Origin of the sequence: Streptomyces sp. NPDC001532 (genome assembly GCF_040298625.1) — a bacterium.
In the GTDB taxonomy this organism is placed as follows: Bacteria; Actinomycetota; Actinomycetes; order Streptomycetales; family Streptomycetaceae; genus Streptomyces.
In genome coordinates this window covers 14320-40974 of the sequence record NZ_JBEPAL010000004.1, presented here as the reverse complement: position 1 = coordinate 40974, position 26655 = coordinate 14320, and the positions used below count along the sequence as shown (strand labels likewise).

The window sequence follows — 26655 nt, the reverse complement described above, 5'->3', positions numbered from 1 at the left end:
ACTCAGTGCAGCGCTCCGGAGGTGGTTACGCAACGTGCGCGCGATCACACCGACGGCCCGGTGACGGGCGGCATACCGCTCAGTACATTCGAGTAAACCCTCGTTCACTCCTCGGTCGTGCAGGCCGGTAAGGGGATCGCAGCTCATGTCTTCTGCTACGAACGGCACGACGTCCGTCATCGTCGCGGGTGCCCGTACCCCGATGGGCCGGTTGCTCGGCTCGCTGAAGTCCTTCTCCGGAGCCGACCTCGGCGGCTTCGCGATCAAGGCCGCCCTCGACCGTGCGGGGATCGGCGGCGACCAGGTGCAGTACGTGATCATGGGCCAGGTGCTCCAGGCCGGCGCGGGGCAGATCCCGGCCCGCCAGGCCGCGGTCAAGGCCGGCATCCCGATGAACGTCCCGGCGCTCACCATCAACAAGGTGTGTCTGTCCGGCCTCGACGCCATCGCGCTGGCCGACCAGCTGATCCGCGCCGGCGAGTTCGACATCGTCGTCGCCGGCGGCCAGGAGTCCATGACCAACGCCCCGCACCTGCTGCCGAAGTCCCGCGACGGCTTCAAGTACGGCGCGGTGCAGATGCTCGACGCCATGGCGTACGACGGTCTGACCGACTCCTTCGAGGGCGTCGCCATGGGCGAGTCCACCGAGAAGCACAACACCCGCCTCGGCATCGGGCGCCCCGAGCAGGACGAGATCGCCGCCCTGTCCCACCAGCGGGCCGCCGCCGCGCAGAAGAACGGCATCTTCGAGGCCGAGATCACCCCGGTCGAGATCCCGCAGCGCAAGGGCGACCCGGTCCTGTTCAGCAAGGACGAGGGCATCCGCGGCGACACCACCGTCGAGTCGCTGGGCAAGCTGCGCCCGGCGTTCTCGAAGGACGGCACCATCACCGCCGGCTCGGCCTCGCAGATCTCCGACGGCGCCGCCGCCGTCGTGGTCATGAGCAAGGCCAAGGCGCAGGAGCTGGGCCTGGACTGGATCGCCGAGATCGGCGCGCACGGCAATGTCGCGGGCCCGGACAACTCGCTCCAGTCGCAGCCGTCCAACGCGATCGTCCACGCCCTGAAGAAGGAGGGCCTGGAGGTCTCAGACCTCGACCTGATCGAGATCAACGAGGCCTTCGCCGCGGTCGCCGTGCAGTCCATGAAGGACCTCGGCGTGTCCACCGAAAAGGTGAACGTCAACGGTGGCGCGATCGCCCTGGGGCACCCGATCGGCATGTCCGGCGCCCGGCTCGTCCTGCACCTCGCCCTGGAGCTGAAGCGGCGCGGCGGCGGGGTCGGCGCGGCCGCGCTGTGCGGTGGTGGCGGCCAGGGCGACGCACTGATCGTGCGGGTGCCCAAGGCCTGAGTGTTCGCGATAGCGCACATCTAGTGAACGGAGCTGTGATGCAGGACGTCTCCTCGCTGGTCGCCCAGGCCAGGGAAGGCCGGCCCCGGGCGGTGGCCCGCCTGATCTCCTTGGTGGAGGGGGCGTCCCCGCAGCTCAGGGAGGTCATGGCGACCCTCGCCCCGCTCACCGGCAACGCCTATGTCGTCGGTCTGACGGGCTCGCCCGGAGTCGGTAAGTCGACCTCGACCTCGGCGCTGGTCACCGCCTACCGCAAACAGGGAAAGCGGGTCGGTGTGCTCGCCGTCGACCCGTCCTCGCCGTTCTCCGGCGGCGCCCTGCTCGGCGACCGTGTGCGGATGTCGGAGCACGCCTCCGACCCCGGCGTCTACATCCGCTCGATGGCCACCCGGGGCCACCTCGGCGGCCTCGCCTGGGCCGCACCGCAGGCGATCCGTGTCCTCGACGCGGCCGGCTGCGACGTGATCCTGGTCGAGACGGTCGGCGTCGGCCAGTCGGAGGTGGAGATCGCCTCCCAGGCCGACACCTCCGTGGTGCTGCTCGCCCCCGGCATGGGCGACGGCATCCAGGCGGCCAAGGCCGGAATCCTGGAGATCGGCGACCTGTACGTCGTCAACAAGGCCGACCGGGACGGCGCCGACGCCACCGCCCGCGAACTCAACCACATGCTGGGCCTCGGCGAGAGCCGCGGCCCCGGCGACTGGCGGCCCCCGATCGTCAAGACGGTCGCCGCGCGCGGCGAGGGTGTCGACGAGGTCGTCGAGGCCCTGGAGAAGCACCGGGCGTGGATGGAGGAGCGCGGCGTCCTCGCCGAGCGCCGCCGCGCCCGCGCCGCCCGCGAGGTGGAGACCATCGCGGTCACCGCGCTCCGCGAACGCATCGGCGACCTGCACGGCGACCGCCGGCTGAGCGCGCTGGCGGAACGGATCGTCGCGGGCGACCTCGATCCGTACCGCGCGGCGGACGAACTGGTGGCGGGGCTCACCGAGGGCTGAGACGGCCGCGCGGCGGGGCTCACCCAGGGCTGAGACGGGTTGCGCGGCGGGGCTTGCGCCTGCGGTGCCGGGTGCGGGTGGTGGGTGGCTGGGCGCGCAGTTCCCCTGAACGCGGCTTCCCCGCGCCCCTGAACGCGGCTTCGCCGCGTCAGGCGCGTCAGCGCCGAAAGGGGCGCGGGGAACTGCGCGAGCGACACCGAACGACCCGCACCCGGCGACGCAGCCCGGCCCGGCAGAACCGGGCCCGCTCAGTCCTCGTCGGAGTCGTCGTCCCGCTCCGCCGTGACCGTGCCCGTCCTCGGGTCGACCCGCCAGTCCCGCTCCGACCCGGCGGTCTCCACGCTCCACCCCGCGGCGCCCTCCTCCTCCAGGTCCACGGACGTCACGACCCCCTTCGCGGCAGCGGCCCGCGCCGCCTCCCGCGCGTCCACCTCGGCGCCCTTCAGCGCGCGGCGCGCCTGAGCCGTGTCGTCCTCGTCGTGGTCGGTGTCGGTGCCGAGGACCTTGCCGCTCGCCGGGTCGACCCGGACGGTGTAGGAGGTCGTGCCGGAACCGAGGACCTCGACCTCCCAGGCGGCGACGTCACGCTCGTCGTCCCGCTCGTCGTCCAGGTCCACGGAGACCACCGTGCCCGGCCGCTCCTTCAGCGTGGCGTCGATGGCCTGGACGGCCGTCACCTTGCTCGCGGGCGCCCGGTCGGTGCCCCCGTCCGCGAAGGCGACCGCCGCCGCGCCGCCGGTCAGGGCGGTGGCGGTGACGGCGGCGATGAGGATGGTGCGCTTCATGGGAGTCCCCTCCGAATGCGGTTCGTTTCGACGGCACCCACCCTGCCGAGCCCGACCTGAAGCCACGCTGAAGGCACCTGAAGATCGCTTCAGCTTCGGTTTGCCACTCTTGACCCATGCGCCTGCTGATCGTCGAGGACGAAAGACGCCTCGCCCTGTCCCTGGCCAAGGGCCTCACCGCGGAGGGCTACGCGGTCGACGTCGTCCACGACGGCCTGGAAGGACTGCACCGGGCGAGCGAGTCCCCGTACGACCTGGTCGTGCTCGACATCATGCTGCCCGGCATGAACGGCTACCGGGTCTGCTCCGCCCTGCGCGCCGCCGGGAACGACGTGCCGATCCTGATGCTCACCGCCAAGGACGGCGAGTACGACGAGGCGGAGGGCCTGGACACCGGCGCCGACGACTATCTGACCAAACCGTTCTCGTACGTCGTCCTGGTGGCCCGGATCAAGGCGCTGCTGCGCCGCCGGAACACCCCCGGCGCGGCTCCTGTGCTCGCCGTCGGCGACCTGCGGCTGGAGACCGGGGCCCGCCGCGTGCTGCGCGACGGCACCGAGGTGCCGCTCACCGCGAAGGAGTTCGCGGTGCTGGAGCACCTGGCGCTGCGGACCGGCGAGGTGGTCTCCAAGGCCGACATCCTGGAGCACGTCTGGGACTTCGCCTACGAGGGCGACCCGAACATCGTCGAGGTGTACGTCAGCGCGCTGCGCCGCAAGCTCGGCGCCGGGCTGATCCGTACCGTGCGGGGCGCCGGTTACCGGCTGGAGGCGCCGCGATGAGGCGGCCGTTCGGCTCGGTCCGGGCGCGGGCCACGCTGGCCGCGACGGTCGTGGTGGCCGTGGTGCTGATCGCGGCCGGCGCGGCCGTCCTGCTGTCGTTGCGCACCACCCTGGAGAGCCGGGCCGACTCGGAGGCCGACGGCGTCGCCCGGCAGATCGCCTCGCGGATCGCCGCGGGCACCGCCTACGCCGATCTGGACCTGCCCGACGCCGAGGACAATCCGGTGCAGGTCGTCGGCGAGGACGGCCGGGTGCTCGCGGTGAGCGAGGGCCTGGAGGCGATCAGCGGCACCGGAGTCTCCGGCGTCGTCCCGGCGGGCGGCCCGGCCGCCGGGCGGGACGCCGAGGACGCCGAGGAGGCGGCAGACGGGGAGAGCGACTTCGACGGCGGGGACGCCGGCGAGCTCGGCGACATCACCTGGCACGGCTCGGGCACGGCCACCGTGGACGGCGAACGCACCGCCCAGCGCTTCGCCGCGGCCGAGGTCACCGACGCCCGGGACCAGGAGGTCCGGGTCTACGCCGGTGCCTCGCTCGCGGCCCAGCAGGAGGCGGTGCGCATCGCGTCCACCGTGATGCTGATCGGGCTGCCCGTGCTGCTCGCGGTGGTGGGCTCGGTGACCTGGCTGGTCACGCGGCGCGCGCTGCGTCCGGTCGAGGGGATCCGCCGGGAGATGGCCGAGATCACGGCCTCCGAGGACCTGTCCCGGCGGGTGCCCGAACCCGGCACCCATGACGAGATCGCCCGTCTGGCCCGCACCACCAACGAGACGCTGGCCGCGCTGGAGACCTCGGTGGAACGCCAGCGCCGGTTCGTCGCCGACGCCTCCCACGAACTGCGCAGCCCGATCGCCTCGCTGCGCACCCAGCTGGAGGTGGCCGCCGCCCATCCGGAGCTGCTGGACCTGGACGGGGCGGTCGAGGACACCGTACGGCTGCAGCGGCTCGCCGCCGATCTGCTGCTGCTGGCCCGGCTGGACGCGGGGGAGCGGCCCGCGGGCACGCCGGTCGACCTGGTGGCGCTGGCCCGGGAGGAGGCGGCGGGGCGGACGCGGGTGACGGTGGTGGCGGACACCGCCGAGGGCGGCCCGCACGTGGCCGGATCTCGTGGGCAGCTGGGTCGGGTGCTCGCCAATCTGCTGGACAACGCCGAGCGGCACGCGCGGTCGGCGGTCACGGTGACGGTGCGCCGGGCGGGGGAGCGCTCGGCGGTGCTGGAGGTCGCCGACGACGGGCACGGGGTGCCGGAGACCGACCGCGAACGGATCTTCGAACGGTTCGTACGACTGGATGACGCGCGCGGCCGCGACGAGGGCGGCGCGGGGCTCGGTCTGGCGATCGCCCGCGATGTCGCCGTCCGGCATGGCGGCACGCTCACCGTCCGTGCGGCGCCGGCCGGCGGAGCTCTGTTCGAGCTCCGCCTGCCAGTGGTCTGATCCTTTGGAAGTACCTGGTCAGGGGCGTCCGCGGTGGCCGCGAAGGTGCTCGGCGATGGGCTTGAGGGCCTTGTCGAGTTCCGTCAGGGCCTCGGGGGAGAGCAGGTCGATGAAATGGCGGCGGACGGACGACACATGGTGCGGGGCGACCTTCTGCATCGTCTCCATGCCGTGTTCGGTGAGTACCGCGTACAGGCCGCGGCGGTCGGACTCGCAGTTCTCGCGACGCACCAGGTTGGCGTTCTCCATCCGGGTGATCTGGTGCGACAGGCGGCTCTTGGACTGGAGGGTGGCGGAAGCGAGGTCGCTCATCCGCATCCGCAGGTCGTCCGACTCGGAGAGGTTCACCAGGATCTCGTAATCGTTCATCGTCAGGCCGAACGGCTGCAGATCCTTCTCGAGCTGGTACGTCAACAGCCTGTTGACCTCCAGGTGGGTGCGCCAGGCGCACTGCTCCGCATCGGTCAGCCAGCGCGTGGCCGTCTCGGTCTCCATGAATGAAGTCTACCTAAGAAGTTGAATGATGAACTAGTCTCGGTGGTGTGACTGTGCGCACGCGTTCGATGTCACACTCCGCAGACTACCGCTCACAGCCCGAAGCGACGCTGGAGGTCTCCCAGCTGTCCGGGAAGGCGCGGTGTCCCGGTCTGCGCCCCGTGTCCTCCGGCCATCCCGCGGCCGGGCACGCCGGCCTGGTGCGGAATCGCCCCCGTGCTCTCCTCGGGCATGAGGGTCTCGGAGGACTGGAGCAGGACGGTACCCGCTCCCACGAACTCGAACTGGTGCTCCTCCCCGGAGGCCCCGCCGAGGCCCGTCATCGCACGTAGACCGCCCAGGACGCCCGTCAGATACCCGTGGTCGTAGTGATGACACGGTGACGGGCAGTCGGCCCAGCCGACGAGTGCCTGCGGGTCCACCCGGATCGGGGGTTCCAGGAACACCACCGGACCGTTAGATGCGGCCACGAACTTCCCGGTTCCGATCAGCGTGAGAAAGCCCGGCACGATCGACTGTTTGAGGGCCAGAGTTGGCTGAAAAGCGAGCAGATTGCCCGCGCGGATCGTCAGATTGCCGTCTTCGAGGTCGAAGGAGTTCACATCGAAGGCCCGGTCGGCGAGCAGCATCTTGCCCGAGCCCTCGGCCACCACCCACTCGCCGGCGTGCAGCGGCGAGTGGAACGACGTGCGCACCAGCCGGTCCAGCCGGCCGTGCCCGACACCGTTGAAGTCGATCGAGCCGTAGTAGGCGATCATCTTCCCCTTCTGCAGGAACCACCGGGTCCCCGTCAGCTCCACGCAGAAGGTGTACGGATTCACGTTGTCGTCGGCCGGCAGGCTCGCGGGGTCGAGGACCGCCGGGCCGCCCGGCGTCGCGTGGGTGCTCACAGCTTCTCCTCCGAGGCCTGGACGTACACCGCGCCGGTTCCGCTCAGCTCCAGCTGGAACGCCTCGCCGGAGCCCCGGCCCACCATGTCCCGCCAGCCCAGCGCGGTCGACAGCTTGTTGCGGACGTCGCCGTGGTGGGCGACGTAGGCCTGCGGGTCCACGTGCACCGGGCGCTGGGGCGAGATCGGGATCTCGAAGACGCCGCCGTGGGCCATCACGGCGACCGCGCCGTGGCCCTTGAGCGTGGTGGTGAACAGCCCCTGCCCGGAGACCTGCCCGCGCACCATGCCCATGACCCCGCCCTGCGAGCCCAGGAACATCGTCCCCTGCTGGAGGGTGCCCTCGAAGGCCAGGAGGCGGTCGGCCTCGACGTACAGGGTGTCGCCGGCGAGGTTGATCACATGGACGTGATGGCCGCCGTGCCCGAACAGGACGGTGCCGCTGCCCTCCACCGTCATCAGGGGCGTGTCCTCGTCGGCGACCCGGCGGCCGATCATCGACATGATCCCGCCCTGGCCGCCGGCGGTGTTGGGCGTGAAGGACACCTCGCCCTGGTAGGCGAGCATCGCGCCGCGCTGGCTGAACAGCCGCTGACCGGGCACCACGGTCGCCTCGACCATCTTCGGGTTGAGCTCCCGGAAGGTCATCACACATCCCCCGCGATCGTGTTCCGCTCGCTGGGCTGCACGTACACCAGCCCGTCGCCCTCGAAGCGGATCTGGAATGCCTCGCCGCCGCCCTCGCCCATCAGGGTGCGGAAGGTCACACCGGACTGGAAGGACTGCCGCAGGCTCCCCTGGTGCGCCACGTACGCCCCCGGGTCGACGGTCAGCGGGTACTGCGGGCTCACCCGGAGCACCACCGCGGGCCCGTCCGAGGTGATCGCCGCCTGGCCGTGCCCCTCGACGGTCGTGGTGAACAGTCCGTTGCCCTGCGAGGCGCCGCGCAGCCCGGTGAAGCTGGTGCCGGTGCGCAGCGTGCCGTCGGTCGCGAGCAGATTGCTCGACTCCACGTACAGCTTGTCGCCCCGCAGGCCGACCAGGTTGATCTCGGACGCCCGGTCCGCGAACCAGCAGGTCCCGTGCCCCTTCACCTCCATCACCGTCATCTGCTCCCCGGTGATCCGCCGGGTCACCATCCCCCGGATGCCCTCACCGCCGCCGCTCAGCTTCTTGAAGGCCATCTGCCCGTCGTACGCGACCATCGAGCCGTTCTTCGCCCTCACGGCGTCCCCGGTCATGTCGACGGCGAGCACCTTGCTGCCCTGAAGTCGGAACATCGCCACGTCTGCGACGGTAACCGCCGGGGCTGTGCGCGGACAGGGTCCCGGGCAGGAGACGGACCCTGAACGAACCCGGAGGCCGCCCCGAGGCGGCCTTGAGCCCGGGCGGCCCCCCTCTCGGGGCTCCCGGCGCCGTTTGCCACAATGGAGCCCGCTTGTGCATCCGTTCACAAAGCGGCTGCGTCCTCAGCGCATTTCCCAGCGACTCCCACCCGAAGGTGACCCGTGGACATCAAGACCGCCAGCGCCCTGCGCCGCCTCCGCCTGGTCTCGGCCCCCGAGGCCGTCTCCTTCCTCGTCCTGCTCGTCTGCTCCGTGCTCAAGCGGACCACGGACTTCAACGCGGTACCGGTGATGGGCGCCGTGCACGGCGTCCTCTTCGTGCTCTACGTGATCTTCTGGGCCGACGCCTGGAACCGCGCCAAGTGGTCCCTCGGCACCGCCGCCCTGTACTTCGTCCTCTCGGTCCTGCCCACCGGCGGCTTCTTCGCCGAGCGCCGGCTCAAGCGGGAGGCCGAGGACGCGGTGATCGCCTCGCGCGCCCGCCACCAGCAGCGGGAAGGGGCCGTGAAGGCATGATCGTCGCCTTCTCCGTGACGCCGCTGGGCGTCGGCGAGGACGTGGGGGAGTACGTCGCCGACGCCGTCCGGGTGGTCCGCGCCTCCGGGCTGCCCCACCGCACCGACGCGATGTTCACCTCGATCGAGGGCGAGTGGGACGAGGTCATGGACGTCGTCAGGCGTGCGGTGGCCGCCGTGGAGGCCCGCGCGCCGCGGGTCTCCCTGGTCCTCAAGGCCGACATCCGGCCCGGGGTGACGGACGGGCTCACCTCCAAGGTGGAGACCGTCGAACGGCACCTCGCCGAGTAGCGCGACCGGTCCCACGCGGACCTCGGTGACGGGCCCGGTGGCGGGCGACGGGCCCGGTGACGGGCCCACTGAGGGGGGCCCACTGACGGGCTCGGTCTACGGGCTCAGTGACGGGCCGTACGGCGCAGATGGTGCCGGACGGCCCGTTGTGCCACCGGGCCCAGCTCCTCCAGCGCCGCCACCAGCGCGCCGAGCTGCTCCAGCGCGTCCAGCGCCGAGCCCGCCCCGGCCGCGTCGACCCCTTCGTACAGCTCGATGCCCACGAAGGACGCCGCCACCGCCCGCGCCAGCCCGGCGGGATCGGTGAGCCCGGCGAACGGCGTCGCCGCCAGCACCCGCACCAGGACCTGCTCGATCTCGTCGATCCACAGCCGCAGACCCGCCGCCGTCGCGGGGCCGAGCGGGGCATGGGTCTGGGCGCCGGCGAGCAGCTGGCCGAGGAGCGCCACATGGCCGTCGGCCCGCTGCTCGTCGTGGATCGCGCGGCCCACCGCCAGCAGCTCGGAGAGGGACGCGACCTCCGCCAGGCGGGGACGGTAGCGCGCGACCACCTGCTCCGCCCCGTACCGGCAGGCCGCCGCGAGCAGCTCGTCGACCGATCCGAAGTGGTAGAAGACCAGCGCCTGGTTGACCCCGGCGGCCGCCGCGATCGTGCGCGCCGAGGTCTTCGCGATGCCCTGCTCGGTGAGCGTGCGCAGCGCGCCTTCGAGGAGCTTGGTCTTGGTCTCCTGCGCCTTGGCCGTCTCCGGGCTCATGCGCGGGACTCCTCGCGGACCGGGCGCAGACCGGGCCGGACGCCGCAGCTTCGGACGTCGGTGTATGTCGCCGTGAAGCTGCCCTCGTAGCCGAAGAGCGGGCCGGCGTAGGCGTTGACGACCCGGACCCGGATGCGGAACCGGCCCGTGGCGTCGTCGTAGGACTCGCGCACCGTTGCCGTCGCCCCGACGAGCGCGGGCACCCTGACGTCCACCGGCCCCTCCCGGAAGCGGTGCTCGCCGGAGCGGATCAGCAGCGAGCCGTCGGGCTCGGCGCGCAAGTGCAGCTCGCTGGCGAGGTGCTGGTGGGTGCCGAGATAGTCGAGGACGCGGGCGCCCTTGGGGCTCAGCACCATCTGGGCGTCGAAGCGGCGGGGGCGGCCGGGCAGCCGGAAGGTTCGCACGAAGCTCACCGTCTCACGGCCGAAGCGGTCGGTGTACGGAACGTTCTCGATGGTGAAGGGGACGTCGCGGCCGGTGCGCGGGAGAAGGATGTTGCGGGTGGCGCCCAGCGCGAGGAACGGCTTGACGAAGGCGCCCCCGTGCCAGATCCGGGTCATCACGCCCCGGCCGGTGCACGCCTCGCCGCTCGCCAGGCCGACCGAGAAGCGGCGCCGCAGCTCCGGGTGGAGCCGGTCGAAGTCGGAGCCCATCACCGTACGGAAGATCGACGTCATCGCGGGTTCTCCAGGGTGCGCAGCAGGCGGGGCGCGCGGACGTGGGTGGGCGGGGTGCGCAGACAGCGGCGGGCGGCCGGGGTGCCGGACAGCGGCTGCTTGAACAGCGCCACGCAGACGGCGACGATCAGCAGCAGCGGGCAGAGGTACGCCATCGACGCGGCGAACGGGCCGAACAGGCGCAGCGCGGAGCCCAGGCCGAGGCCGGTGCAGGCGACCGTGACGACGAGCGCGCGGACGGCCAGCTCGGCGAGCCAGTTGAGCAGCGCACGTTCCGGGGTGATGCCGCGCTCCAGCCACAGGCGGAGCCGGTCGAAGGACCAGGCGGTGGCCCAGCCCATCAGCGGGCGGAACAGGAGCCGGTCGGCGAGCGCGCCGAACGCGCCCCAGCGGGGCCGGTAGTCGTAGCCGGTGAGGAAGCGGACGCCGTCGCCGTCCGGGATGTACCGCCAGTAGCCGCTGCCCTCGGCGAGCAGGGAGAGCGGGTGCGGGGAGGAGAAGCGCAGCGCGGAGGTGCGGGTGCCGTCGGGCCGTTCCCGCTCGCCGGCCGAGACGCCGGTGCCGGCGACGGTGAGGAAGGGCAGCAGGCGGGTGGCGTACCGGAAGCGCTGGGGCTCGCCCTCCGCGCGCGGGAGGTGGGTGATCTCGGTGAAGCGCAGGTCCCAGCGCTGGTGCTGGGACGGCTCCTGGGTGCGGGACCAGAGCCGGTCGAGATCGGCCCGGATCCGGGTCTCTATGTAGAGCCCCATGGTGTTTCCCCCGTTCGACGGTGTTTTGAGCGTCCGCTCAAAATCCTGGAACGGGACGCTACACCTCTTTGAGCGATCGCTCAAAGAGGTGTGCGGCAAAGACATGTCCAGGGCCTGGGACCGAAAGGCGAGACAGGGCTGACCGGCATATGACCGGCCGGTAAGGTCTGATGACGTGCCGAAGCCGCTCAGTCTTCCTTTCGACCCCATCGCCCGCGCCGACGAACTCTGGAAGCAGCGCTGGGGAAGCGTGCCGTCCATGGCCGCGATCACCTCGATCATGCGGGCGCACCAGATCCTGCTCGCCGAGGTGGACGCGGTGGTCAAGCCCTACGGGCTGACGTTCGCAAGGTACGAGGCGCTGGTGCTGCTCACCTTCTCCAAGGCCGGTGAGCTGCCGATGTCCAAGATCGGCGAGCGGCTGATGGTCCACCCGACGTCCGTGACCAACACCGTCGACCGCCTGGTCAGGTCCGGCCTGGTCGCCAAGCGCCCCAACCCCAACGACGGCCGCGGCACCCTCGCCTCCATCACTGACAAGGGCCGCGAGGTGGTCGACGCCGCCACCCGCGACCTGATGGCGATGGACTTCGGCCTCGGGGTGTACGACGCCGAGGAGTGCGGCGAGATCTTCGCGATGCTGCGACCGCTGCGGGTGGCGGCGAGCGATTTCGAGGAGGAGTAGCAGCCGTCAGCACCGGCGGTGTGTTTACCGCTTTGCGGTGATCCGCCGGTCGGCGTAACGATTCGGTTCATCGGCACCGCATGTGCCCCTGGCAATCTCTGGTCGACCGACATTCGGATGATCGGCGTCCGGATTCATCGACCAACAGGGGAAGTGCCTTGTCGAGCATGCGCGAAATCGCCCGTGGCGTGTTGTCCGCCGGCAGCGCCGCGGTTCTCGCCGCCGCCGTGACACTGGGTGTGGCGGGACCGGCCAAGGCCAGTGCCACCGGGACCACCGCCATCGGGAGCTTCAGCTACGACCTGCACGGGGTGGGCGTCAAGGTTCCGGTCGGGTGCTTCCTCACCCACAGCATCAAGGGCTCGGGCAAGCGCATCACCAGTCAGTTCGCGGGCGTCGACTGCGCCGGCCTGGCGGCCACCTTCTCGCAGTTCTGCAACTGGAGGATGGACTTCGCCTACGCGGACACGAACAACAAGACGTACCGGACGTCCCGCGGGGCCACGCACACCGAGTGCAAGGGCGATCCGTTGCGCAGGACCCGTCCGCAGACCTTGCCGAAGTACGGCAAGGCGTGCGCCAAGTTCCATGTGAACGGCAAGCTGCGGGCCACGCAGTGCCACTACATCACCAAGTGAGATCCGGACGGCGCCGGTGGCCCGCCGGTGCCGGCGTCAGGTCGTCGCGGGGCTCGGCTCGGCCTTGTCGACGATCAGGGGCTGCACCTCGCGGGTGAGCTTGCGCTCGACGAAGAAGGCGGCGGTCGGGATGGTGCCGGCCAGCAGCACCCACAGCAGGCGGCCCATCGGCATCTTCGCCTTCGTTCCGAGATCGAAGGCGAAGATCAGGTACAGCACGTACAGCCAGCCGTGGGCGACGCCGACGAGGGAGACGAAGCCGTCGAACCCGTCCATGTCCAGCAGTCGCTTGCCGATCACACCGACCGTCAGAGCGATCAGCAGGACTGCGGTGACGTAGGCCATCACCCGGTAGCGGGTCAGGACGCTCTTCTTCATGGCGTCGAGCGTAGCCGGTGCCTCCCGGCCCCCGAGCCGCGGCCCGCGTGGCCGTGGACACAGTCACCGGCACCCATCGCGGGACGCGGGCTGTCAGCCATCGACATTTACTAGGACGTCCTAGTAAATTCGAAGCATGGACGCTGACGCCATCGAGGAGGGCCGCCGACGCTGGCAGGCCCGGTACGACGCCGCGCGCAAGCGCGACGCGGACTTCACCACGCTCTCCGGCGATCCCGTGGAGCCGGTGTACGGGCCGCGGCCCGGGGACCGCTACGAGGGGTTCGAGCGGATCGGCTGGCCGGGAGAGTACCCCTTCACCCGGGGCCTGTATCCGACCGGCTACCGGGGGCGCACCTGGACGATCCGGCAGTTCGCCGGGTTCGGCAACGCCGAGCAGACCAACGAGCGCTACAAGATGATCCTCGCGGCGGGTGGCGGCGGACTCTCGGTGGCGTTCGACATGCCGACCCTCATGGGCCGCGACTCCGACGACCCGCGCTCGCTGGGCGAGGTCGGGCACTGCGGGGTGGCGATCGACTCAGCCGCCGACATGGACGTCCTGTTCAAGGACATCCCGCTCGGTGACGTCACCACGTCGATGACCATCAGCGGGCCCGCCGTGCCCGTCTTCTGCATGTACCTGGTCGCCGCCGAGCGGCAGGGTGTCGATCCGGGCGTGCTCAACGGCACACTCCAGACGGACATCTTCAAGGAGTACATCGCGCAGAAGGAGTGGCTGTTCCAGCCCGAACCCCATCTGCGGCTCATCGGCGACCTGATGGAGTACTGCGTCGAGCGCATCCCCGCGTACAAGCCGCTGTCCGTCTCCGGCTACCACATCCGCGAGGCCGGCGCGACGGCCGCGCAGGAGCTGGCCTACACCCTGGCCGACGGGTTCGGTTACGTGGAGCTGGGGCTGAGCCGCGGGCTGGACGTCGACGTGTTCGCACCCGGCCTGTCCTTCTTCTTCGACGCGCACGTCGACTTCTTCGAGGAGATCGCCAAGTTCCGCGCGGCGCGCCGGATCTGGGCGCGCTGGATGCGGGACGTGTACGGGGCCAGGAGCGAGAAGGCGCAGTGGCTGCGGTTCCACACGCAGACCGCCGGCGTCTCGCTGACCGCGCAGCAGCCGTACAACAACGTGGTGCGTACCGCGGTGGAGGCGCTGGCGGCGGTGCTCGGCGGGACCAACTCGCTGCACACCAACGCGCTCGACGAGACGCTGGCGCTGCCGAGCGAGCAGGCCGCGGAGATCGCGCTGCGCACCCAGCAGGTGCTGATGGAGGAGACCGGCGTCGCCAACGTCGCCGATCCGCTGGGCGGTTCGTGGTACGTCGAGCAGCTGACGGACCGGATCGAGGCGGACGCGGAGAAGATCTTCGAGCAGATACGGGAGCGCGGACTGCGGGCCCACCCGGACGGGCAGCACCCGATCGGGCCGATCACGTCCGGAATCCTGCGGGGCATCGAGGACGGCTGGTTCACCGGCGAGATCGCCGAGTCGGCGTTCCGGTACCAGCAGGCGTTGGAGAAAGGTGACAAGAGGGTGGTGGGCGTCAACGCGCACCACGGCTCGGTCACCGGCGACCTGGAGATCCTGCGGGTCAGCCACGAGGTGGAGCGGGAGCAGGTCCGCGCGCTCGGATCGCGGCGCGGCGAGCGGGACGAGGCCGCGGTGCGCTCCGCGCTCGACGGCATGCTGGCCGCGGCGCGCGACGGCTCCAACATGATCGAGCCGATGCTGCGGGCCGTCCGCGCGGAGGCCACCCTCGGCGAGATCTGCGGGGTGCTGCGGGACGAGTGGGGGGTGTACACGGAACCGGCGGGATTCTGAGCCGGCCCGGCCGTTCGCCGGCGCCGCGCGGCCGTCGCGCGGCGCCCGGCGCGTGAGGCGGTGTCAGACCGCGGCCCAGCCCAGCAGGAGCAGGCGGGTGAGGCCCTGGACCCACTGCTCGTCCACAGGCTCCGCGCTCACCAGTTCGCGGTGCACCACCGCGCCCGCCACCACGTCGAAGATGAGGTCGGCGGTACGAGCTGCCTCCTCGGGATCCGTCTCGGAAGGCAGCTCGCCGCGTTCCTGGGCGCGTGCGCGGCCCTCCAGGACCAGGCGCTTCTGGCGGTCGACGATGGAGTCGCGGATGCGTCGGCGCAGGGCGTCGTCGCGGGTGGACTCGGCGACCACCGCCATCAGACCGCTCTTCGCCTCCGGCCGGGCCAGGATCGCCGCGAACTGCAGGACCACGCCCTCGATGTCGGCGGCGAGCGTGCCGCGGTCGGGCAACCGCATCTCGTCGAAGAGTTCGGCCACCGCGTCGACGACCAGTTCGTTCTTGCCCGCCCAGCGGCGGTACAGCGTCGTCTTCGCCACCCCGGCGCGGGTCGCCACGTCGCCGAGGGTCAGTTTCGACCAGCCCAGTTCGACCAGCGCCGCCCGGGTCGCGGCCAGGATCGCGGCGTCGGCGGTGGCGCTGCGCGGGCGTCCGGCCCGTCCGGCGGTGGTGCGGCTCTGCATGGCCCCGACCATATCCGGCACTTTCCGGACGGTCCGTACGCCCGCGCAGTGAGGGAGATCACCGACGCGTGGTCACGGCCGGGCCCTCGGCGGTATTACGCTACGACTCGTAGCGAAAGCGTGTGCGCGGCACACCTGAGCGACGACCACTGGGCGTGGGGTGGGGACCCGGCGCCGGCTTTCACATCGTTTTTCACAGACGCGCGCGAACGGGGGAGGATAGACGCATGCAGCCACGGAACATGTCCATGAGCGGCGTCGTCGACCTCGCCGCGGTCAAGGCGGCCCAAGAGGCCAAGGCCAAGGCCGAGCAGGCGCGCGCCCAAGCGGCCCGCCAGGGCGGGGGCGGGGCCGTCTCCCCGGCCGATCTCGTCATCGACGTCGACGAGGCCACCTTCGAACGCGACGTCCTCCAGCGCTCCACCGAAGTCCCGGTCGTCATCGACTTCTGGGCCGAGTGGTGCCAGCCCTGCAAGCAGCTGAGCCCGGTCCTGGAGCGGCTGGCCGTCGAGTACGACGGGCGCTTCCTGCTCGCCAAGATCGACGTCGACGCCAACCAGATGCTGATGCAGCAGTTCGGGATCCAGGGGATCCCGGCCGTCTTCGCGGTCGTCGCGGGGCAGGCGCTGCCGCTCTTCCAGGGCGCGGCGGGCGAGGCGCAGATCCGCGAGACCCTCGACCAGCTGGTCGCCGTCGCCGAGCAGCGCTTCGGTCTGACCGGCCTCACCGTCGACCCGGAGGCCGAGCCGGGCGCCGCCGAGGCGCCCGTCCAGCCGGTGGGCCCGCACGAGGCGACGCTGAACGCCGCCGCGCGGGCGCTGGACGCCGGTGACCTGGGCGGGGCCGTCCAGGCGTACAAGAACGTGCTGGCCGACGACCCGGCCAACCCGGAGGCGAAACTCGGTCTGTCGCAGGCCGAGTTGCTCCAGCGGGTGCAGGGCCTGGACCCGCAGCAGGTCCGCAAGGACGCCGCGGAGAAGCCGGCCGACGTGCAGGCGCAGATCGCCGCGGCCGACCTGGACCTCGTCGGCGGTCATGTCGAGGACGCGTTCGGACGGCTCATCGACACCGTCGGCCGCACCTTCGGCGACGACCGGGACACCGTACGGCTGCGGCTGCTGGAGCTGTTCGAGGTGGTCGGGGCCGACGATCCGCGGGTGACCGCGGCCCGCAGGGCGTTGGCGCGCGCCCTGTTCTAAGAGTGGCGAAAGCCGCCGAGGCAGCACCTGAGCGGCCGCGCTTTACCAAATCTTGGTAATCGCGGCCGCTGTTACTGCCAGTAAGTCGCAGGCCTTCTTCTGTCGGGTTCCGTCCCGACTTTCCTTCTTTGTCACCCCCGTCGAGGCCACCCAGTGTCGCCGAGCGAGACCGGGGGGTCGTTGTTCGGTTATCCGGCCGTTACTAGCGAGTAACGAACCCCCTTGTGCGGGCGGCGAGAATGCACCACGATCGGCGACGCTCGGTCCATTCCCGCACCCCGACAGCCGGTCGGGTCAAGGGATTTCCTGGGTCCCCACCGAGCAGAGCCCGACGGCGGTGCCGTCGGCTCTTGGGCAGGGGGGTCTTCGCCGGTAGGCGAAGCCTGTCCGGCAGGGTTGTGCGTGATGCGTGTCAGGCGCGACCAGTGGTTGTCGCTCGGGGGTGATCGCCGGTGATTCGGGCGCGGTACGCGCCGCCGAGCGCGGGCGCTCTCCTTCCCGAGGACGTAGCACTTCTCCCATCCCTGCCCGGCTGAGCCGCCGATCCGGGGGCCAGTCAGGTCAGGAGATGTACGTCCGAGAAGGAGGAAATATGGAGTCCCAGGTGCGTGGCGGGACCAGATGGAAGCGGTTCGCCGTGGTCATGGTGCCCAGCGTGGCCGCCACGGCTGCGATAGGCGTCGCCCTCGCGCAGGGTGCTCTCGCCGCGTCGTTCAGCGTTTCCGGACAGTCTTTCAAGGTGACGACCGAGCAGCTCGACGGCACGGGCTTCGTGCAGTACGGCGCTCTCGACGAGGGCTACACGCTCGACGGCAAGAAGACGGTTCACCCCGTCGCCGTCTCGGCGTTCAAGTCCGCGACCATCAAGAACATGTGTCAGTCGGTCGTCACGCCGAACATCCCGGTGCTCGGCAACGTCAGCCTGATTCTGCGGGCGGGCCAGGGTGACACCCCGGTCAAGGCCGAGAACCTGTACATCGACGTCGCCGAGCTGGAAGGCGACGCCGTCTTCCGTGGCATCGACATCGGTGTGGCCGCCAAGGACGCCGCCAAGGGTCCGGGCATGAAGGGCGGCAAGGAGCAGTCGAACCCGTACGGCTTCGCGCAGCAGGCCGACTCGGTCACCCTGACGGACGTGAAGCAGACGGCGTGGGCGACCACCGCCGGCACCTTCAAGCTCAGCGGCCTGAAGATGTCGCTGTCGACGGGTGTCAAGGAGTGCTACTAAGCACTCGCTGACGGGCGGGGGCGCCGCCGGCACCCCCGCCCGTCCACTCTCCAACTCTGCACTACGCAGTACCACTCACCACGGCAACGCCGTTCCAGGGAGCTGTTTTCCATGAGCGCCGAGACTCCTGCCGCACCCGGCCACGACGAGCACTACCTCCGGGTCTTTCGGCGGAACTTCCGCGCCTGGCGGGGCACCCGGCCGTTCTGGGCCGGTCTGTTCGTCATGCTCGGCGGACTCCCCATCGCCTACTTCCCGTACGCGAACCTCCGGCTCGGCCATCTGACGCTGGCGATGGCCACCACCGCGGGTGCCGGGTCCCTGATCATCGGCGTGCTCCTCGTCGTCCTGGGCGTCAGCCTCTGGTTCCAGAAGCACGTGCGGGTCTTCGCGGGTGTGGCGGCGATCCTGCTGGCGCTGGTGTCCATCCCCGTCTCCAACCTCGGCGGCTTCCTCATCGGCTTCCTGTTCGCCCTCATCGGCGGCGCGATGGCCGTCTCCTGGGCCGAGGACGCGCCGCCGGCGCCGCGTAAGACGGACTTCGAGGCAGCCGGCACCGCCCCCGAGGGCGCGGTCGCCCACGACCCGTCCCCCGGCCCGGTCACGGACACGGTGGGTGCAACCGACGATCTGTCAGGAACGAGCCCCGGCAACGAGGCGAACGGGAGGCACAGTGCCGGCTGACGAGGTGACCCACGGGGCTGATGTGGACGAGTCCCGTGTGAGAACCGGGCCGCGCCACGCGGCACCCAAGAAGCCGCTGTTCACCAGGCTCCACATGCCTGCCGGAAAGGCCATAGCCCTCGCGGCGATGCCGACCGCGGTCCTGATGGGGATGGGGTTCACGCCGAAGCTCGCCCTCGCCGAGGACCAGCCGGCGTCGCGCAGTCTGACGGCCGACGAGTACAAGGACTGCGTCGCGGCCCTGGAAGGCGCCGAGAACGGCGAGACCGCCACGGCCACGCCGTCCCCGTCCGCCTCGGCGAGCGAGGACGCGTCGGACGGCGGCGCCGAGCCGACCCCGTCGGCGACGTCCGGGGACGGCTCCCCGGACGCGGAGGAAGGCTCCTCGGGTGAGGACTCTTCGGCGGATTCAGGTTCCGCCGACGAGCCCGCACCCGCGCCGTCCGCCTCCGCCGAGGGGAGTGCGACCAAGGCGCCCGAGAGCGCGGCGACGCCCGCGCCCTCGCCGTCCGAGACGCAGAAGGGCGTGCTGGAGACCATCGGCGACACGGTCACCGGTGTGGTCGACGGAGTCGTCGACGGCATCACCGGCGGCGGCGCCGAGGAGAGTCCGAGCCCCACGCCGTCCCCGTCCGCCTCGGCCACCCCGAGCCCGAGCGCGAGCCAGGGCGGTGACCCGGCGAGCGGTGACACCGGCGGCGAGGACCCGGTCGAGGAGACCACCGACGAGGTCACCGACGCGGTGGAGGACACCGAGGCGGGCGCCGGGGACGCGCTTCCCGAGGCGACGCAGGAGGCGACCGAGGCCCCGGAGGCCACGGCCACTCCCTCGCCGTCGGCGAGCGCCACCACCGACGTCGACGACTGCCCGGTCGCCACGGACGCGGAGGGCGGGGTCGACAACCCGGTTCCGCTGCCCGACGACCCGTGGTACCTGGACGCCAGTTCGCTGACGCTGAAGGGCGCCTCGTACAAGGGCATCGTCGAGGTGCGGACCGCCAACGGCACGGTCAAGAAGGTGCTGAAGTACGTCATATCCAACGGCACCGACATCGGCGACCTGCACCAGACGGTGAAGGACGAGCTGACCGGCAAGACGTACCACGTGCAGGCCGCCAAGGGCTCGACGTCGACCATCACCGACGGCGACACGGTGATGTACACCGAGAGCATCTCCGGCAACCTGCTCGGTCTGATACCGATCACGTTCGACCCGGGGCACCCGCCGCCGCTGGACATCCCGCTGATCTACTTCACCAAGGTGAAGGTGGTGCAGGCCGGCCAGTTCGGCGGCACCCTGCACGTCCCCGGGCTGCATCAGTACATCACCGACTGAACAGCCCCCACAGTCCCGTCCGGGAGCCGCGAAAGCACCGAGGGCGCCCCCTGTCGCAGGGGGCGCCCTCGGTGTCGTACCGGACGGCGGCGCGTCAGTCGCGGTCGCCCTCGCCCAGGTGGTGCACCCGGACCATGTTGGTGGTGCCGGGGACGCCGGGGGGCGAGCCGGCGGTGATGACCATGATGTCGCCCGGGTTGAAGCGCTTGAGCTTCATGACCTCCTGGTCCACCAGGTCGACCATCTCGTCGGTGCTGTTCACGAACGGCACGACGTAGGGCTCCACGCCCCAGCTGAGCGCCAGCTGGTTGCGGGTGGACTCCTCGGTGGTGAACGCCACGATCGGCTGGGAGGCGCGGTAGCGCGAGAGCCGGCGGGCGGTGTCACCGGACTTGGTGAAGGCGACCAGGCCGCGGCCGCCGAGGAAGTCGGCGATCTCGCAGGCCGCGCGGGCCACCGAACCACCCTGCGTCCGCGGCTTCTTGCCCGGCACCAGCGGCTGGAGGCCCTTGGACAGCAGCTCCTCCTCGGCAGCCTGGACGATCTTCGACATCGTCTTGACGGTCTCGATCGGGTACGCGCCCACGCTGGACTCGGCGGAGAGCATGACCGCGTCGGCGCCGTCCAGGATCGCGTTGGCCACGTCGGAGGCCTCGGCGCGGGTCGGACGGGAGTTGGTGATCATCGACTCCATCATCTGGGTCGCCACGATCACCGGCTTGGCGTTGCGGCGGCACAGCTCGATGAGCCGCTTCTGCACCATCGGGACCTTCTCGAGGGGGTACTCGACGGCCAGGTCGCCGCGCGCGACCATCACACCGTCGAACGCCATCACGACGTCCTCCATGTTGTCGACCGCCTGCGGCTTCTCCACCTTGGCGATGACGGGGACGCGGCGGCCCTCCTCGTCCATGACCCGGTGGACGTCGGCGACGTCCTTGGCGTCCCGGACGAACGACAGCGCGACCAGGTCGCAGCCCATGCGCAGCGCGAACCGCAGGTCCTCGATGTCCTTCTCGGACAGCGCGGGCACGTTGACGGCCGCGCCGGGCAGGTTGATGCCCTTGTGGTCGGAGATGACACCGCCCTCGATGACGATCGTCCTCACCCGCGGGCCCTCGACGTCCAGGACCTTCAGCTCGACGTTGCCGTCGTTGATCAGGATCTGGTCGCCGCGCGCGACGTCGCCGGGCAGACCCTTGTAGGTCGTGCCGCAGATCGTCTTGTCACCCGGGACGTCCTCGGTGGTGATGGTGAACTCGTCACCACGCACCAGCTCGACCGGCCCCTCGGCGAAGGTCGCCAGCCGGATCTTCGGGCCCTGGAGGTCGGCGAGCACACCGATGGCCCTGCCGGTCTCCTTGCCGGCGGCCCGGACGCGGTCGTACCGCCCCTGGTGCTCGGCGTGGGTGCCGTGGCTGAAGTTGAAGCGGGCCACGTTCATGCCGGCTTCGATCAGGGCGACCAGTTGCTCGTGGGAGTCGACCGCGGGGCCGAGAGTACAGACGATTTTCGAACGGCGCATGGGGCGATCCTATCGGTTTGTTTCGCTGCGGAATATTCCGGCTGGCGGAAAATACAAAAGGGCGGGATGCCGCTCAAGTGAGATTCGATGAGCCATTAACCAGCGCGTACGTCTGAGTCGCAATCTCCAGTTCCTCGTCGGTCGGTACTACGGCAACTGCGACCCGCGCGTACTCGGGCGAGATCAGCCGCGGTTCGCTTCCGCGTACGGCGTTCAGCTCGCCGTCGACCGCCAGTCCCAGCTCCTCCAGGCCCGCCACGGCCGCCTCCCGCACGGGCGCCGCGTTCTCGCCGACGCCGGCGGTGAAGGCCACCGCGTCCACCCTGCCGAGCACGGCGTAATAAGCGCCGATGTACTTCTTCAGCCGGTGAATGTAGATGTCGAAGGCGAGTTGCGCCTGTTCGTCACCTTCATCCACCCGTCGGCGGATCTCCCGCATGTCGTTGTCACCGCACAGTCCGATCAAGCCGCTCTTCTTGTTGAGAAGAGTGTCGATCTCGTCGGTGGACATTCCGCCGACACGCATCAAATGGAAGATGACGGCCGGATCCATGTCGCCGGAGCGGGTACCCATCACCAGCCCCTCCAAAGGCGTCAGTCCCATGGAGGTGTCCACGCAGCGGCCGCCGCGCACCGCCGAGGCGGACGCCCCGTTGCCCAGGTGCAGCACGATCACGTTCACCTCCTCCGGCGCCCTGCCCAGCAGCTTCGCGGTCGCGCGCGAGACATAGGCGTGCGAGGTGCCGTGGAAGCCGTAGCGGCGGATGCGGTGCTCGTCGGCCGTCTTGACGTCGATCGCGTAGCGGGCGGCCGACTCCGGCATCGTGGTGTGGAACGCGGTGTCGAACACGGCGACCTGAGGCAGGTCCGGCCGCAGCGCCCGCGCGGTGCGGATGCCGGTGAGGTTCGCCGGGTTGTGCAGCGGCGCCACCGGGATCAGCCGCTCGATCTCGGCGAGCACGGTGTCGTCGATGACGGTCGGCTCGGTGAAGTGCTTGCCGCCGTGCACCACCCGGTGGCCGATCGCGGCCAGTTCGGGCGAGTCCAGGCCGAGGCCGTCCTCGGCCAGCCGCTCGGAGACGGCCTTCAGGGCGGCCTCGTGGTCGCGGATCGGCTCGGTCCACTCATGGGTCTCGTCGGCGGCGACCAGGGTGTGCCTGATCCGGGAGGTCTCCTCACCGATGCGCTCGACGAGCCCCACCGCCAGCCGGCTGCTGTCGCTCATGTCGAGCAGCTGGTACTTCACCGACGAGGAGCCGGAGTTGAGGACGAGGACACGGGTCGAGCTCACTGGTCGGACGCCTTCTCGGTCGGGGACTGGGCCTGGATCGCCGTGATGGCGACGGTGTTGACGATGTCCTGGACGAGCGCGCCCCGGGACAGGTCGTTGACGGGCTTGCGCAGACCCTGGAGCACCGGGCCGACGGCGATCGCGCCGGCCGAGCGCTGCACGGCCTTGTAGGTGTTGTTGCCGGTGTTGAGGTCCGGGAAGATCAGCACGCTGGCCTGGCCGGCCACCTCGGAGCCGGGCAGCTTGGTCGCGGCGACCGAGGGCTCGACGGCGGCGTCGTACTGGATCGGCCCCTCGATCCTCAGATCGGGCCGGCGGGCGCGGACCAGCTCGGTGGCCTCGCGCACCTTGTCCACGTCGGCGCCGGAGCCGGAGGTGCCGGTGGAGTACGACAGCATCGCGATCCGCGGCTCCACCCCGAACCGGGCGGCCGTGGTCGCCGACTGCACGGCGATGTCGGCCAGCTGCTCGGCGTCGGGGTCCGGGTTGACCGCGCAGTCGCCGTAGACGAGGACCTTGTCGGCGAGGCACATGAAGAAGACCGAGGAGACGATGCTCGCCTCCGGCTTGGTCTTGATGATCTCGAAGGCCGGGCGGATGGTCGCGGCGGTGGAGTGCACCGAGCCGGACACCATGCCGTCGGCCAGCCCTTCCTGCACCATCAGCGTGCCGAAGTAGTTCACGTCGGAGACGACGTCGTAGGCCAGCTCCACGGTGACGCCCCGGTGGGCGCGCAGCGCCGCGTACTGCTCGGCGAAGGCGTCCCGCAGCTCGGAGGTGGCCGGGTCGATCAGCTGGGTGTCGCCGAGGTCGATGCCGAGGTCGGCGGCCTTCTTGCGGATGCGGTCCTCGGGGCCGAGCAGCGTCAGCTCGCAGACGCCCCGGCGCAGCAGCACCTCGGCGGCGTGCAGCACCCGCTCCTCGGTGCCCTCCGGCAGCACCACCCGGCGGCGGTCGGCGCGAGCCTGCTCCAGCAATTTGTGCTCGAACATCATCGGCGTGACCCGGTCGCTGCTCGGCGCGGACACCCGCTTGAGCAGGTCGCCGGTGTCGACGTACCGCTCGAAGAGGCCGAGCGCGGTCTCCGCCTTGCGCGGGGTGGCCGCGTTGAGCTTGCCCTCCAGGGAGAACAGCTGCTCGGCGGTGGGGAAGCTGTTGCCGGACACCGAGAGCACCGGGGTGCCGGGGGCGAGGCGGGCGGCGAGGGTGAGGACGTCGTCGTTCGGCACCTCGTTCAGGGTGAGCAGGACGCCGGCTATCGGCGGGGTGCCGGCGCTGTGCGCGGCCAGCGAGCCCACCACCAGGTCGGCCCGGTCGCCGGGGGTCACCACCAGGCAGCCCGGGGTCAGGGCGCCCAGGAAGTTCGGCAGCATGGCGCCGCCGAAGACGAAGTTCAGCGCGTCCCTGGCGAGTCCCGAGTCGTCGCCGAGCAGCACCTTCGCGCCGAGCGTGTGGGCGATCTGGGAGACGGTCGGCGCGGACAGGGCGGGCTCGTCGGGCACCACGAAGCAGGGCACCGGGAGCCGGTCGGCGAGCCGCTCGGCGATCTCGTCGCGGTCCTCGCGCGCGACCCGGTTGGTGACCATGGCGAGGACGTCGCAGCCCAGGCCGTCATAGGCGCGGTAGGCGTTGCGGGTCTCGGCGAGCACCGACTCCGCGGTCTGCTTGCGGCCGCCGACCACCGGGATCACGGACGCGGCGAACTCGTTGGCGAGCCGGGCGTTGAGGGACAGCTCGTCGGGGAACTGGGTGTCGGCGAAGTCGGTGCCGAGGACCAGGACGACGTCGTAGTCGCGGGCGACCAGGTGGAAGCGGTTGACGAGGGTGGAGACCAGCTCGTCGGTGCCGCGTTCGGCCTGGAGCGCGGAGGCCTCCTGGTGGTCCAGACCGTAGACGGTCGCCGGGTCCTGGGACAGCCGGTAGCGGGCGCGCAGCAGCTCGAAGAGGCGGTCGGGCCCGTCGTGGACGAGGGGACGGAAGACGCCCACCCGGTCGACCTGGCGGGTCAGGAGTTCCATGACCCCCAGCTCGACGACCTGGCGGCCGTCGCCGCGGTCGATACCGGTCACGTACACGCTGCGCGTCACGCGTGCTCTCCGTTTCGTCTCGGGTGGCCTACAAAAATCGCCCACCGAGGTGAGCAGAACCCTCTTGACAATACCCCCGGCGCTGGATAAGGCGCCCGTCAAGAGTGGTGCGCCGCGGCGGGGTGTGGGACGTGGAACAATCGGTAGTGGCTCACCGGTGTCAACAGCGAGCAGGAGACACAGCACGATGCGTATCGGAGTTCTCACCGCAGGCGGCGACTGCCCCGGCCTGAACGCAGTGATCCGGTCGGTCGTGCACCGAGCGGTCGACAACTACGGTGACGAGGTCATCGGCTTCGAGGACGGCTACGCGGGCCTTCTGGACGGCCGCTACCGCACCCTCGATCTGAACGCGGTCAGCGGCATCCTCGCCCGCGGCGGCACCATCCTCGGCTCCTCCCGGCTGGAGCGCGACCGGCTGCGCGAGGCCTGCGAGAACGCCGGCGACATGATCCAGAACTTCGGCATCGACGCGCTGATCCCGATCGGCGGCGAGGGCACGCTCACCGCGGCCCGGATGCTGTCCGACGCCGGGCTGCCCGTGGTCGGTGTACCGAAGACCATCGACAACGACATCTCCTCCACCGACCGCACCTTCGGTTTCGACACCGCCGTCGGCGTCGCCACCGAGGCCATGGACCGCCTCAAGACCACCGCCGAGTCCCACCAGCGGGTGATGGTCGTCGAGGTGATGGGTCGGCACGCCGGCTGGATCGCGCTGGAGTCCGGCATGGCCGCCGGCGCCCACGGCATCTGCCTGCCCGAGCGCCCCTTCGACCCCGCCGACCTGGTCAAGATGGTCGAGGAACGATTCGCCCGCGGGAAGAAGTTCGCCGTGATCTGCGTCGCCGAGGGCGCCCATCCCGTCGACGGGTCCATGGACTACGGCAAGGGCGCGATCGACAAGTTCGGTCACGAGCGCTTCCAGGGCATCGGCACCGCCCTCGCCTACGAGCTGGAGCGCCGCCTCGGCAAGGAGGCCAAGCCGGTCATCCTCGGCCACGTCCAGCGCGGCGGCGTCCCGACCGCGTACGACAGGGTCCTCGCCACCCGCTTCGGCTGGCACGCCGTGGAGGCCGCCCACCGCGGCGAGTTCGGCCGGATGACCGCGCTGCGCGGCACCGACGTCGTGATGGTGCCGCTGGCGGAGGCGGTGACCGAGCTGAAGACGGTCCCCAAGGACCGCATGGACGAGGCGGAGTCGGTCTTCTAGGCCCCCGGACCGCGGCGCCCCCGCCGGGCTCACGCTCAGGCGGTGTGCCGCTGCACGGTCGTCCAGAAGTACTCCACGATCCGGTCGACGAACTCCCGGCCGGACTCGTCGGCGTCGCCGCTGCCGCCGCCCCAGCTGAGGGTGGCCACCATGTGCCCCTGGTAGTCCTGGTGCAGTTCCTGCAGGGCGCTCTCCAGGATCTGCTTGTCCAGCGGCACGACCTTGCCCACCGGACGGACGTACGCCTGCCAGCGCGTGGTCACCGCGCTGCGCAGCAGGTCGGCGAGCTTGGTCTCGCGGCCGGTGACCGCGACGAAGGCCGGCAGGTCGAGGTCGAGCAGCTCGGCGAGGGCCGCGGACTGCCGGTCGGTGCCGCGCCACTCGTCGTGCTCTTCCATCCGCAGATACGCGAGCAGTTCCAGGCCGACCGCGCGGGCGACGTCCTCCGGGGCGAGCCCGCGGGCGATGCGGTGCTCCTTCAGCGTCCGCGGGCTGCCTATCAGCTCGCCCGGCGAACACCACAGCACCCCGGCCAGCGCGGTCAGCTCGGGGCTGCTGGGGCTGGACACCCCGCGCTCCCAGGCGATCACCAGATCCGGGGTCACGTACGGCAGTCCGTAGGACGCCCGCATGCCGTAGGCGACATGCTCGGGCCCCATACCGAGGGCTGCCCGCAGCCGGCGGGCGGCGAGGGCGTTGAAGGGCGGGGCGGGCTGGTTCGGTTGAGCTGAGGGTCGGCGCACGGTGCACCAACGTAGGGGTCCGGGGGGCCTGTTGACTACGGTCTGTCCGGCCACAATCACAGATCGT

Annotated in this window: 28 protein-coding genes; 14 read left to right on the top strand and 14 right to left on the bottom strand. The window is 70.8% G+C overall.

The features are described from left to right. Window positions 1–145 precede the first annotated feature (145 nt). Both ABT232_RS05860 and meaB read left to right on the top strand, forming a co-directional pair. A complete protein-coding gene (locus ABT232_RS05860) occupies window positions 146–1351 on the top strand; it encodes an acetyl-CoA C-acetyltransferase (RefSeq protein WP_351836423.1) in 1206 nt (401 codons plus the stop codon). Window positions 1352–1389: 38 nt separating this feature from the next. Next, window positions 1390–2346: a methylmalonyl Co-A mutase-associated GTPase MeaB gene (gene meaB / locus ABT232_RS05855; RefSeq protein WP_351836420.1), complete on the top strand. Its 957-nt coding sequence runs from the start codon at window positions 1390–1392 to the stop codon at window positions 2344–2346. 248 nt (window positions 2347–2594) lie between these two features. On the opposite strand, the gene ABT232_RS05850 is transcribed toward meaB, so the two are convergent. Further along, on the bottom strand, window positions 2595–3131 hold the full coding sequence (locus ABT232_RS05850; protein ID WP_351836419.1) for a PepSY domain-containing protein: 537 nt from the start codon (window positions 3129–3131) through the stop codon (window positions 2595–2597). 116 nt (window positions 3132–3247) lie between these two features. On the opposite strand from ABT232_RS05850, the gene ABT232_RS05845 reads away from it, so the two are divergent. After that, complete coding sequence (locus ABT232_RS05845) at window positions 3248–3913, top strand: response regulator transcription factor (protein WP_351836416.1); 666 nt, start codon at window positions 3248–3250, stop codon at window positions 3911–3913. Then, window positions 3910–5349, top strand: coding sequence for a sensor histidine kinase (locus ABT232_RS05840; protein ID WP_351836414.1), 1440 nt, complete (start codon window positions 3910–3912; stop codon window positions 5347–5349). Before ABT232_RS05845 ends, ABT232_RS05840 begins: the two co-directional genes overlap by 4 nt. An 18-nt stretch (window positions 5350–5367) precedes the next feature. On the opposite strand, the gene ABT232_RS05835 is transcribed toward ABT232_RS05840, so the two are convergent. The 4 genes from ABT232_RS05835 to ABT232_RS05820 all read right to left on the bottom strand — a co-directional run bounded on the left by ABT232_RS05835 (window position 5368) and on the right by ABT232_RS05820 (window position 8013). After that, on the bottom strand, window positions 5368–5844 hold the full coding sequence (locus ABT232_RS05835) for a MarR family winged helix-turn-helix transcriptional regulator (protein WP_351836411.1): 477 nt from the start codon (window positions 5842–5844) through the stop codon (window positions 5368–5370). Between the two features lie 92 nt (window positions 5845–5936). Next, the gene (locus ABT232_RS05830) at window positions 5937–6734 is read right to left on the bottom strand and encodes an AIM24 family protein (RefSeq protein WP_351836409.1); all 798 of its coding nucleotides are present in this window, start codon (window positions 6732–6734) and stop codon (window positions 5937–5939) included. Then, the gene (locus ABT232_RS05825) at window positions 6731–7381 is read right to left on the bottom strand and encodes an AIM24 family protein (RefSeq protein ID WP_351836406.1); all 651 of its coding nucleotides are present in this window, start codon (window positions 7379–7381) and stop codon (window positions 6731–6733) included. Before ABT232_RS05825 ends, ABT232_RS05830 begins: the two co-directional genes overlap by 4 nt. Further along, window positions 7381–8013 carry an AIM24 family protein gene (locus ABT232_RS05820; RefSeq protein WP_351836904.1) on the bottom strand — a complete coding sequence of 211 codons (633 nt, stop codon included), beginning with the start codon at window positions 8011–8013 and terminating at the stop codon, window positions 7381–7383. Before ABT232_RS05820 ends, ABT232_RS05825 begins: the two co-directional genes overlap by 1 nt. A gap of 228 nt (window positions 8014–8241) precedes the next feature. Between ABT232_RS05820 and ABT232_RS05815 the strand changes: the two genes are divergently transcribed. Together ABT232_RS05815 and ABT232_RS05810 are read left to right on the top strand one after the other, a co-directional pair. After that, window positions 8242–8595 carry a DUF3817 domain-containing protein gene (locus tag ABT232_RS05815; RefSeq protein WP_351836404.1) on the top strand — a complete coding sequence of 118 codons (354 nt, stop codon included), beginning with the start codon at window positions 8242–8244 and terminating at the stop codon, window positions 8593–8595. Next, window positions 8592–8885, top strand: coding sequence for an MTH1187 family thiamine-binding protein (locus ABT232_RS05810; protein ID WP_351836401.1), 294 nt, complete (start codon window positions 8592–8594; stop codon window positions 8883–8885). The genes ABT232_RS05815 and ABT232_RS05810 overlap by 4 nt, the downstream gene beginning before the upstream one ends. Before the next feature lie 104 nt (window positions 8886–8989). On the opposite strand, the gene ABT232_RS05805 is transcribed toward ABT232_RS05810, so the two are convergent. Genes ABT232_RS05805 through ABT232_RS05795 form a run of 3 tightly spaced genes read right to left on the bottom strand, consistent with a single transcriptional unit; the run spans window position 8990 to window position 11066 of the window. Continuing rightward, complete coding sequence (locus tag ABT232_RS05805; protein ID WP_351836398.1) at window positions 8990–9640, bottom strand: TetR/AcrR family transcriptional regulator; 651 nt, start codon at window positions 9638–9640, stop codon at window positions 8990–8992. After that, window positions 9637–10317, bottom strand: coding sequence for a DUF4166 domain-containing protein (locus tag ABT232_RS05800; RefSeq protein ID WP_351836396.1), 681 nt, complete (start codon window positions 10315–10317; stop codon window positions 9637–9639). Before ABT232_RS05800 ends, ABT232_RS05805 begins: the two co-directional genes overlap by 4 nt. Beyond that, window positions 10314–11066, bottom strand: coding sequence for a hypothetical protein (locus ABT232_RS05795; RefSeq protein WP_351836393.1), 753 nt, complete (start codon window positions 11064–11066; stop codon window positions 10314–10316). Before ABT232_RS05795 ends, ABT232_RS05800 begins: the two co-directional genes overlap by 4 nt. A gap of 175 nt (window positions 11067–11241) precedes the next feature. On the opposite strand from ABT232_RS05795, the gene ABT232_RS05790 reads away from it, so the two are divergent. Together ABT232_RS05790 and ABT232_RS05785 are read left to right on the top strand one after the other, a co-directional pair. Next, the gene (locus tag ABT232_RS05790; RefSeq protein ID WP_351836391.1) at window positions 11242–11751 is read left to right on the top strand and encodes a MarR family winged helix-turn-helix transcriptional regulator; all 510 of its coding nucleotides are present in this window, start codon (window positions 11242–11244) and stop codon (window positions 11749–11751) included. Between the two features lie 167 nt (window positions 11752–11918). Next, the gene (locus ABT232_RS05785; protein WP_351836388.1) at window positions 11919–12389 is read left to right on the top strand and encodes a hypothetical protein; all 471 of its coding nucleotides are present in this window, start codon (window positions 11919–11921) and stop codon (window positions 12387–12389) included. Window positions 12390–12425: 36 nt separating this feature from the next. Here ABT232_RS05785 and ABT232_RS05780 read toward each other — a convergent pair whose 3' ends face one another. After that, window positions 12426–12767, bottom strand: coding sequence for a DUF3817 domain-containing protein (locus ABT232_RS05780; protein WP_351836385.1), 342 nt, complete (start codon window positions 12765–12767; stop codon window positions 12426–12428). Window positions 12768–12903: 136 nt separating this feature from the next. Between ABT232_RS05780 and icmA the strand changes: the two genes are divergently transcribed. Then, window positions 12904–14604, top strand: a complete 1701-nt coding sequence (gene icmA, locus ABT232_RS05775; RefSeq protein ID WP_351836382.1) for a coenzyme B12-dependent isobutyryl-CoA mutase large subunit — start codon at window positions 12904–12906, stop codon at window positions 14602–14604. Between the two features lie 63 nt (window positions 14605–14667). On the opposite strand, the gene ABT232_RS05770 is transcribed toward icmA, so the two are convergent. Next, window positions 14668–15282 (bottom strand): TetR/AcrR family transcriptional regulator, encoded by a 615-nt coding sequence (locus ABT232_RS05770; protein ID WP_351836379.1) that lies wholly within the window; start codon window positions 15280–15282, stop codon window positions 14668–14670. 227 nt (window positions 15283–15509) lie between these two features. Between ABT232_RS05770 and ABT232_RS05765 the strand changes: the two genes are divergently transcribed. The 4 genes from ABT232_RS05765 (at window position 15510) to ABT232_RS05750 (ending at window position 19729) form a co-directional block, all read left to right on the top strand. Beyond that, entirely contained in the window at window positions 15510–16481 is a 972-nt protein-coding gene (locus tag ABT232_RS05765; protein ID WP_351836378.1) for a tetratricopeptide repeat protein, read from the top strand. Between the two features lie 592 nt (window positions 16482–17073). Next, the gene (locus ABT232_RS05760; protein ID WP_351836375.1) at window positions 17074–17709 is read left to right on the top strand and encodes a DUF6230 family protein; all 636 of its coding nucleotides are present in this window, start codon (window positions 17074–17076) and stop codon (window positions 17707–17709) included. Window positions 17710–17820: 111 nt separating this feature from the next. Further along, a complete protein-coding gene (locus tag ABT232_RS05755) occupies window positions 17821–18393 on the top strand; it encodes a DUF6114 domain-containing protein (RefSeq protein ID WP_351836373.1) in 573 nt (190 codons plus the stop codon). After that, window positions 18383–19729, top strand: coding sequence for an ICP22 family protein (locus tag ABT232_RS05750; protein ID WP_351836370.1), 1347 nt, complete (start codon window positions 18383–18385; stop codon window positions 19727–19729). Before ABT232_RS05755 ends, ABT232_RS05750 begins: the two co-directional genes overlap by 11 nt. 94 nt (window positions 19730–19823) lie before the next feature. Here the strand turns inward: ABT232_RS05750 and pyk are convergent, their stop codons facing one another. From pyk to pta, 3 genes are all read right to left on the bottom strand, one after another. Next, complete coding sequence (pyk, locus tag ABT232_RS05745; RefSeq protein WP_351836368.1) at window positions 19824–21254, bottom strand: pyruvate kinase; 1431 nt, start codon at window positions 21252–21254, stop codon at window positions 19824–19826. 73 nt (window positions 21255–21327) lie between these two features. After that, window positions 21328–22545 (bottom strand): acetate kinase, encoded by a 1218-nt coding sequence (locus ABT232_RS05740; RefSeq protein WP_351836366.1) that lies wholly within the window; start codon window positions 22543–22545, stop codon window positions 21328–21330. Then, window positions 22542–24632: a phosphate acetyltransferase gene (gene pta / locus ABT232_RS05735; RefSeq protein WP_351836363.1), complete on the bottom strand. Its 2091-nt coding sequence runs from the start codon at window positions 24630–24632 to the stop codon at window positions 22542–22544. Before pta ends, ABT232_RS05740 begins: the two co-directional genes overlap by 4 nt. Window positions 24633–24819: 187 nt before the next feature. On the opposite strand from pta, the gene ABT232_RS05730 reads away from it, so the two are divergent. Further along, window positions 24820–25845, top strand: coding sequence for an ATP-dependent 6-phosphofructokinase (locus ABT232_RS05730; protein WP_351836361.1), 1026 nt, complete (start codon window positions 24820–24822; stop codon window positions 25843–25845). A 35-nt stretch (window positions 25846–25880) separates the two neighbouring features. Here the strand turns inward: ABT232_RS05730 and ABT232_RS05725 are convergent, their stop codons facing one another. Beyond that, window positions 25881–26588 carry an XRE family transcriptional regulator gene (locus tag ABT232_RS05725; RefSeq protein ID WP_351836359.1) on the bottom strand — a complete coding sequence of 236 codons (708 nt, stop codon included), beginning with the start codon at window positions 26586–26588 and terminating at the stop codon, window positions 25881–25883. Window positions 26589–26655 lie beyond the last annotated feature (67 nt).

Bases quoted from the DNA above. Each gene is read 5' to 3' on its own strand.
- ABT232_RS05780 (WP_351836385.1), bottom strand. From the start codon at position 12,767: ATGAAGAAGAGCGTCCTGACCCGCTACCGGGTGATGGCCTACGTCACC.
- pyk (WP_351836368.1), bottom strand. From the start codon at position 21,254: ATGCGCCGTTCGAAAATCGTCTGTACTCTCGGCCCCGCGGTCGACTCC.
- ABT232_RS05760 (WP_351836375.1), top strand. From the start codon at position 17,074: ATGGAGTCCCAGGTGCGTGGCGGGACCAGATGGAAGCGGTTCGCCGTG.
- ABT232_RS05820 (WP_351836904.1), bottom strand. From the start codon at position 8,013: ATGTTCCGACTTCAGGGCAGCAAGGTGCTCGCCGTCGACATGACCGGG.
- ABT232_RS05755 (WP_351836373.1), top strand. From the start codon at position 17,821: ATGAGCGCCGAGACTCCTGCCGCACCCGGCCACGACGAGCACTACCTC.
- ABT232_RS05845 (WP_351836416.1), top strand. From the start codon at position 3,248: ATGCGCCTGCTGATCGTCGAGGACGAAAGACGCCTCGCCCTGTCCCTG.
- ABT232_RS05770 (WP_351836379.1), bottom strand. From the start codon at position 15,282: ATGCAGAGCCGCACCACCGCCGGACGGGCCGGACGCCCGCGCAGCGCC.
- ABT232_RS05805 (WP_351836398.1), bottom strand. From the start codon at position 9,640: ATGAGCCCGGAGACGGCCAAGGCGCAGGAGACCAAGACCAAGCTCCTC.
- meaB (WP_351836420.1), top strand. From the start codon at position 1,390: ATGCAGGACGTCTCCTCGCTGGTCGCCCAGGCCAGGGAAGGCCGGCCC.
- ABT232_RS05785 (WP_351836388.1), top strand. From the start codon at position 11,919: ATGCGCGAAATCGCCCGTGGCGTGTTGTCCGCCGGCAGCGCCGCGGTT.
- ABT232_RS05795 (WP_351836393.1), bottom strand. From the start codon at position 11,066: ATGGGGCTCTACATAGAGACCCGGATCCGGGCCGATCTCGACCGGCTC.
- ABT232_RS05730 (WP_351836361.1), top strand. From the start codon at position 24,820: ATGCGTATCGGAGTTCTCACCGCAGGCGGCGACTGCCCCGGCCTGAAC.
- ABT232_RS05825 (WP_351836406.1), bottom strand. From the start codon at position 7,381: ATGACCTTCCGGGAGCTCAACCCGAAGATGGTCGAGGCGACCGTGGTG.
- icmA (WP_351836382.1), top strand. From the start codon at position 12,904: ATGGACGCTGACGCCATCGAGGAGGGCCGCCGACGCTGGCAGGCCCGG.
- ABT232_RS05860 (WP_351836423.1), top strand. From the start codon at position 146: ATGTCTTCTGCTACGAACGGCACGACGTCCGTCATCGTCGCGGGTGCC.
- ABT232_RS05810 (WP_351836401.1), top strand. From the start codon at position 8,592: ATGATCGTCGCCTTCTCCGTGACGCCGCTGGGCGTCGGCGAGGACGTG.
- ABT232_RS05835 (WP_351836411.1), bottom strand. From the start codon at position 5,844: ATGGAGACCGAGACGGCCACGCGCTGGCTGACCGATGCGGAGCAGTGC.
- ABT232_RS05800 (WP_351836396.1), bottom strand. From the start codon at position 10,317: ATGACGTCGATCTTCCGTACGGTGATGGGCTCCGACTTCGACCGGCTC.
- ABT232_RS05850 (WP_351836419.1), bottom strand. From the start codon at position 3,131: ATGAAGCGCACCATCCTCATCGCCGCCGTCACCGCCACCGCCCTGACC.
- ABT232_RS05765 (WP_351836378.1), top strand. From the start codon at position 15,510: ATGCAGCCACGGAACATGTCCATGAGCGGCGTCGTCGACCTCGCCGCG.
- ABT232_RS05840 (WP_351836414.1), top strand. From the start codon at position 3,910: ATGAGGCGGCCGTTCGGCTCGGTCCGGGCGCGGGCCACGCTGGCCGCG.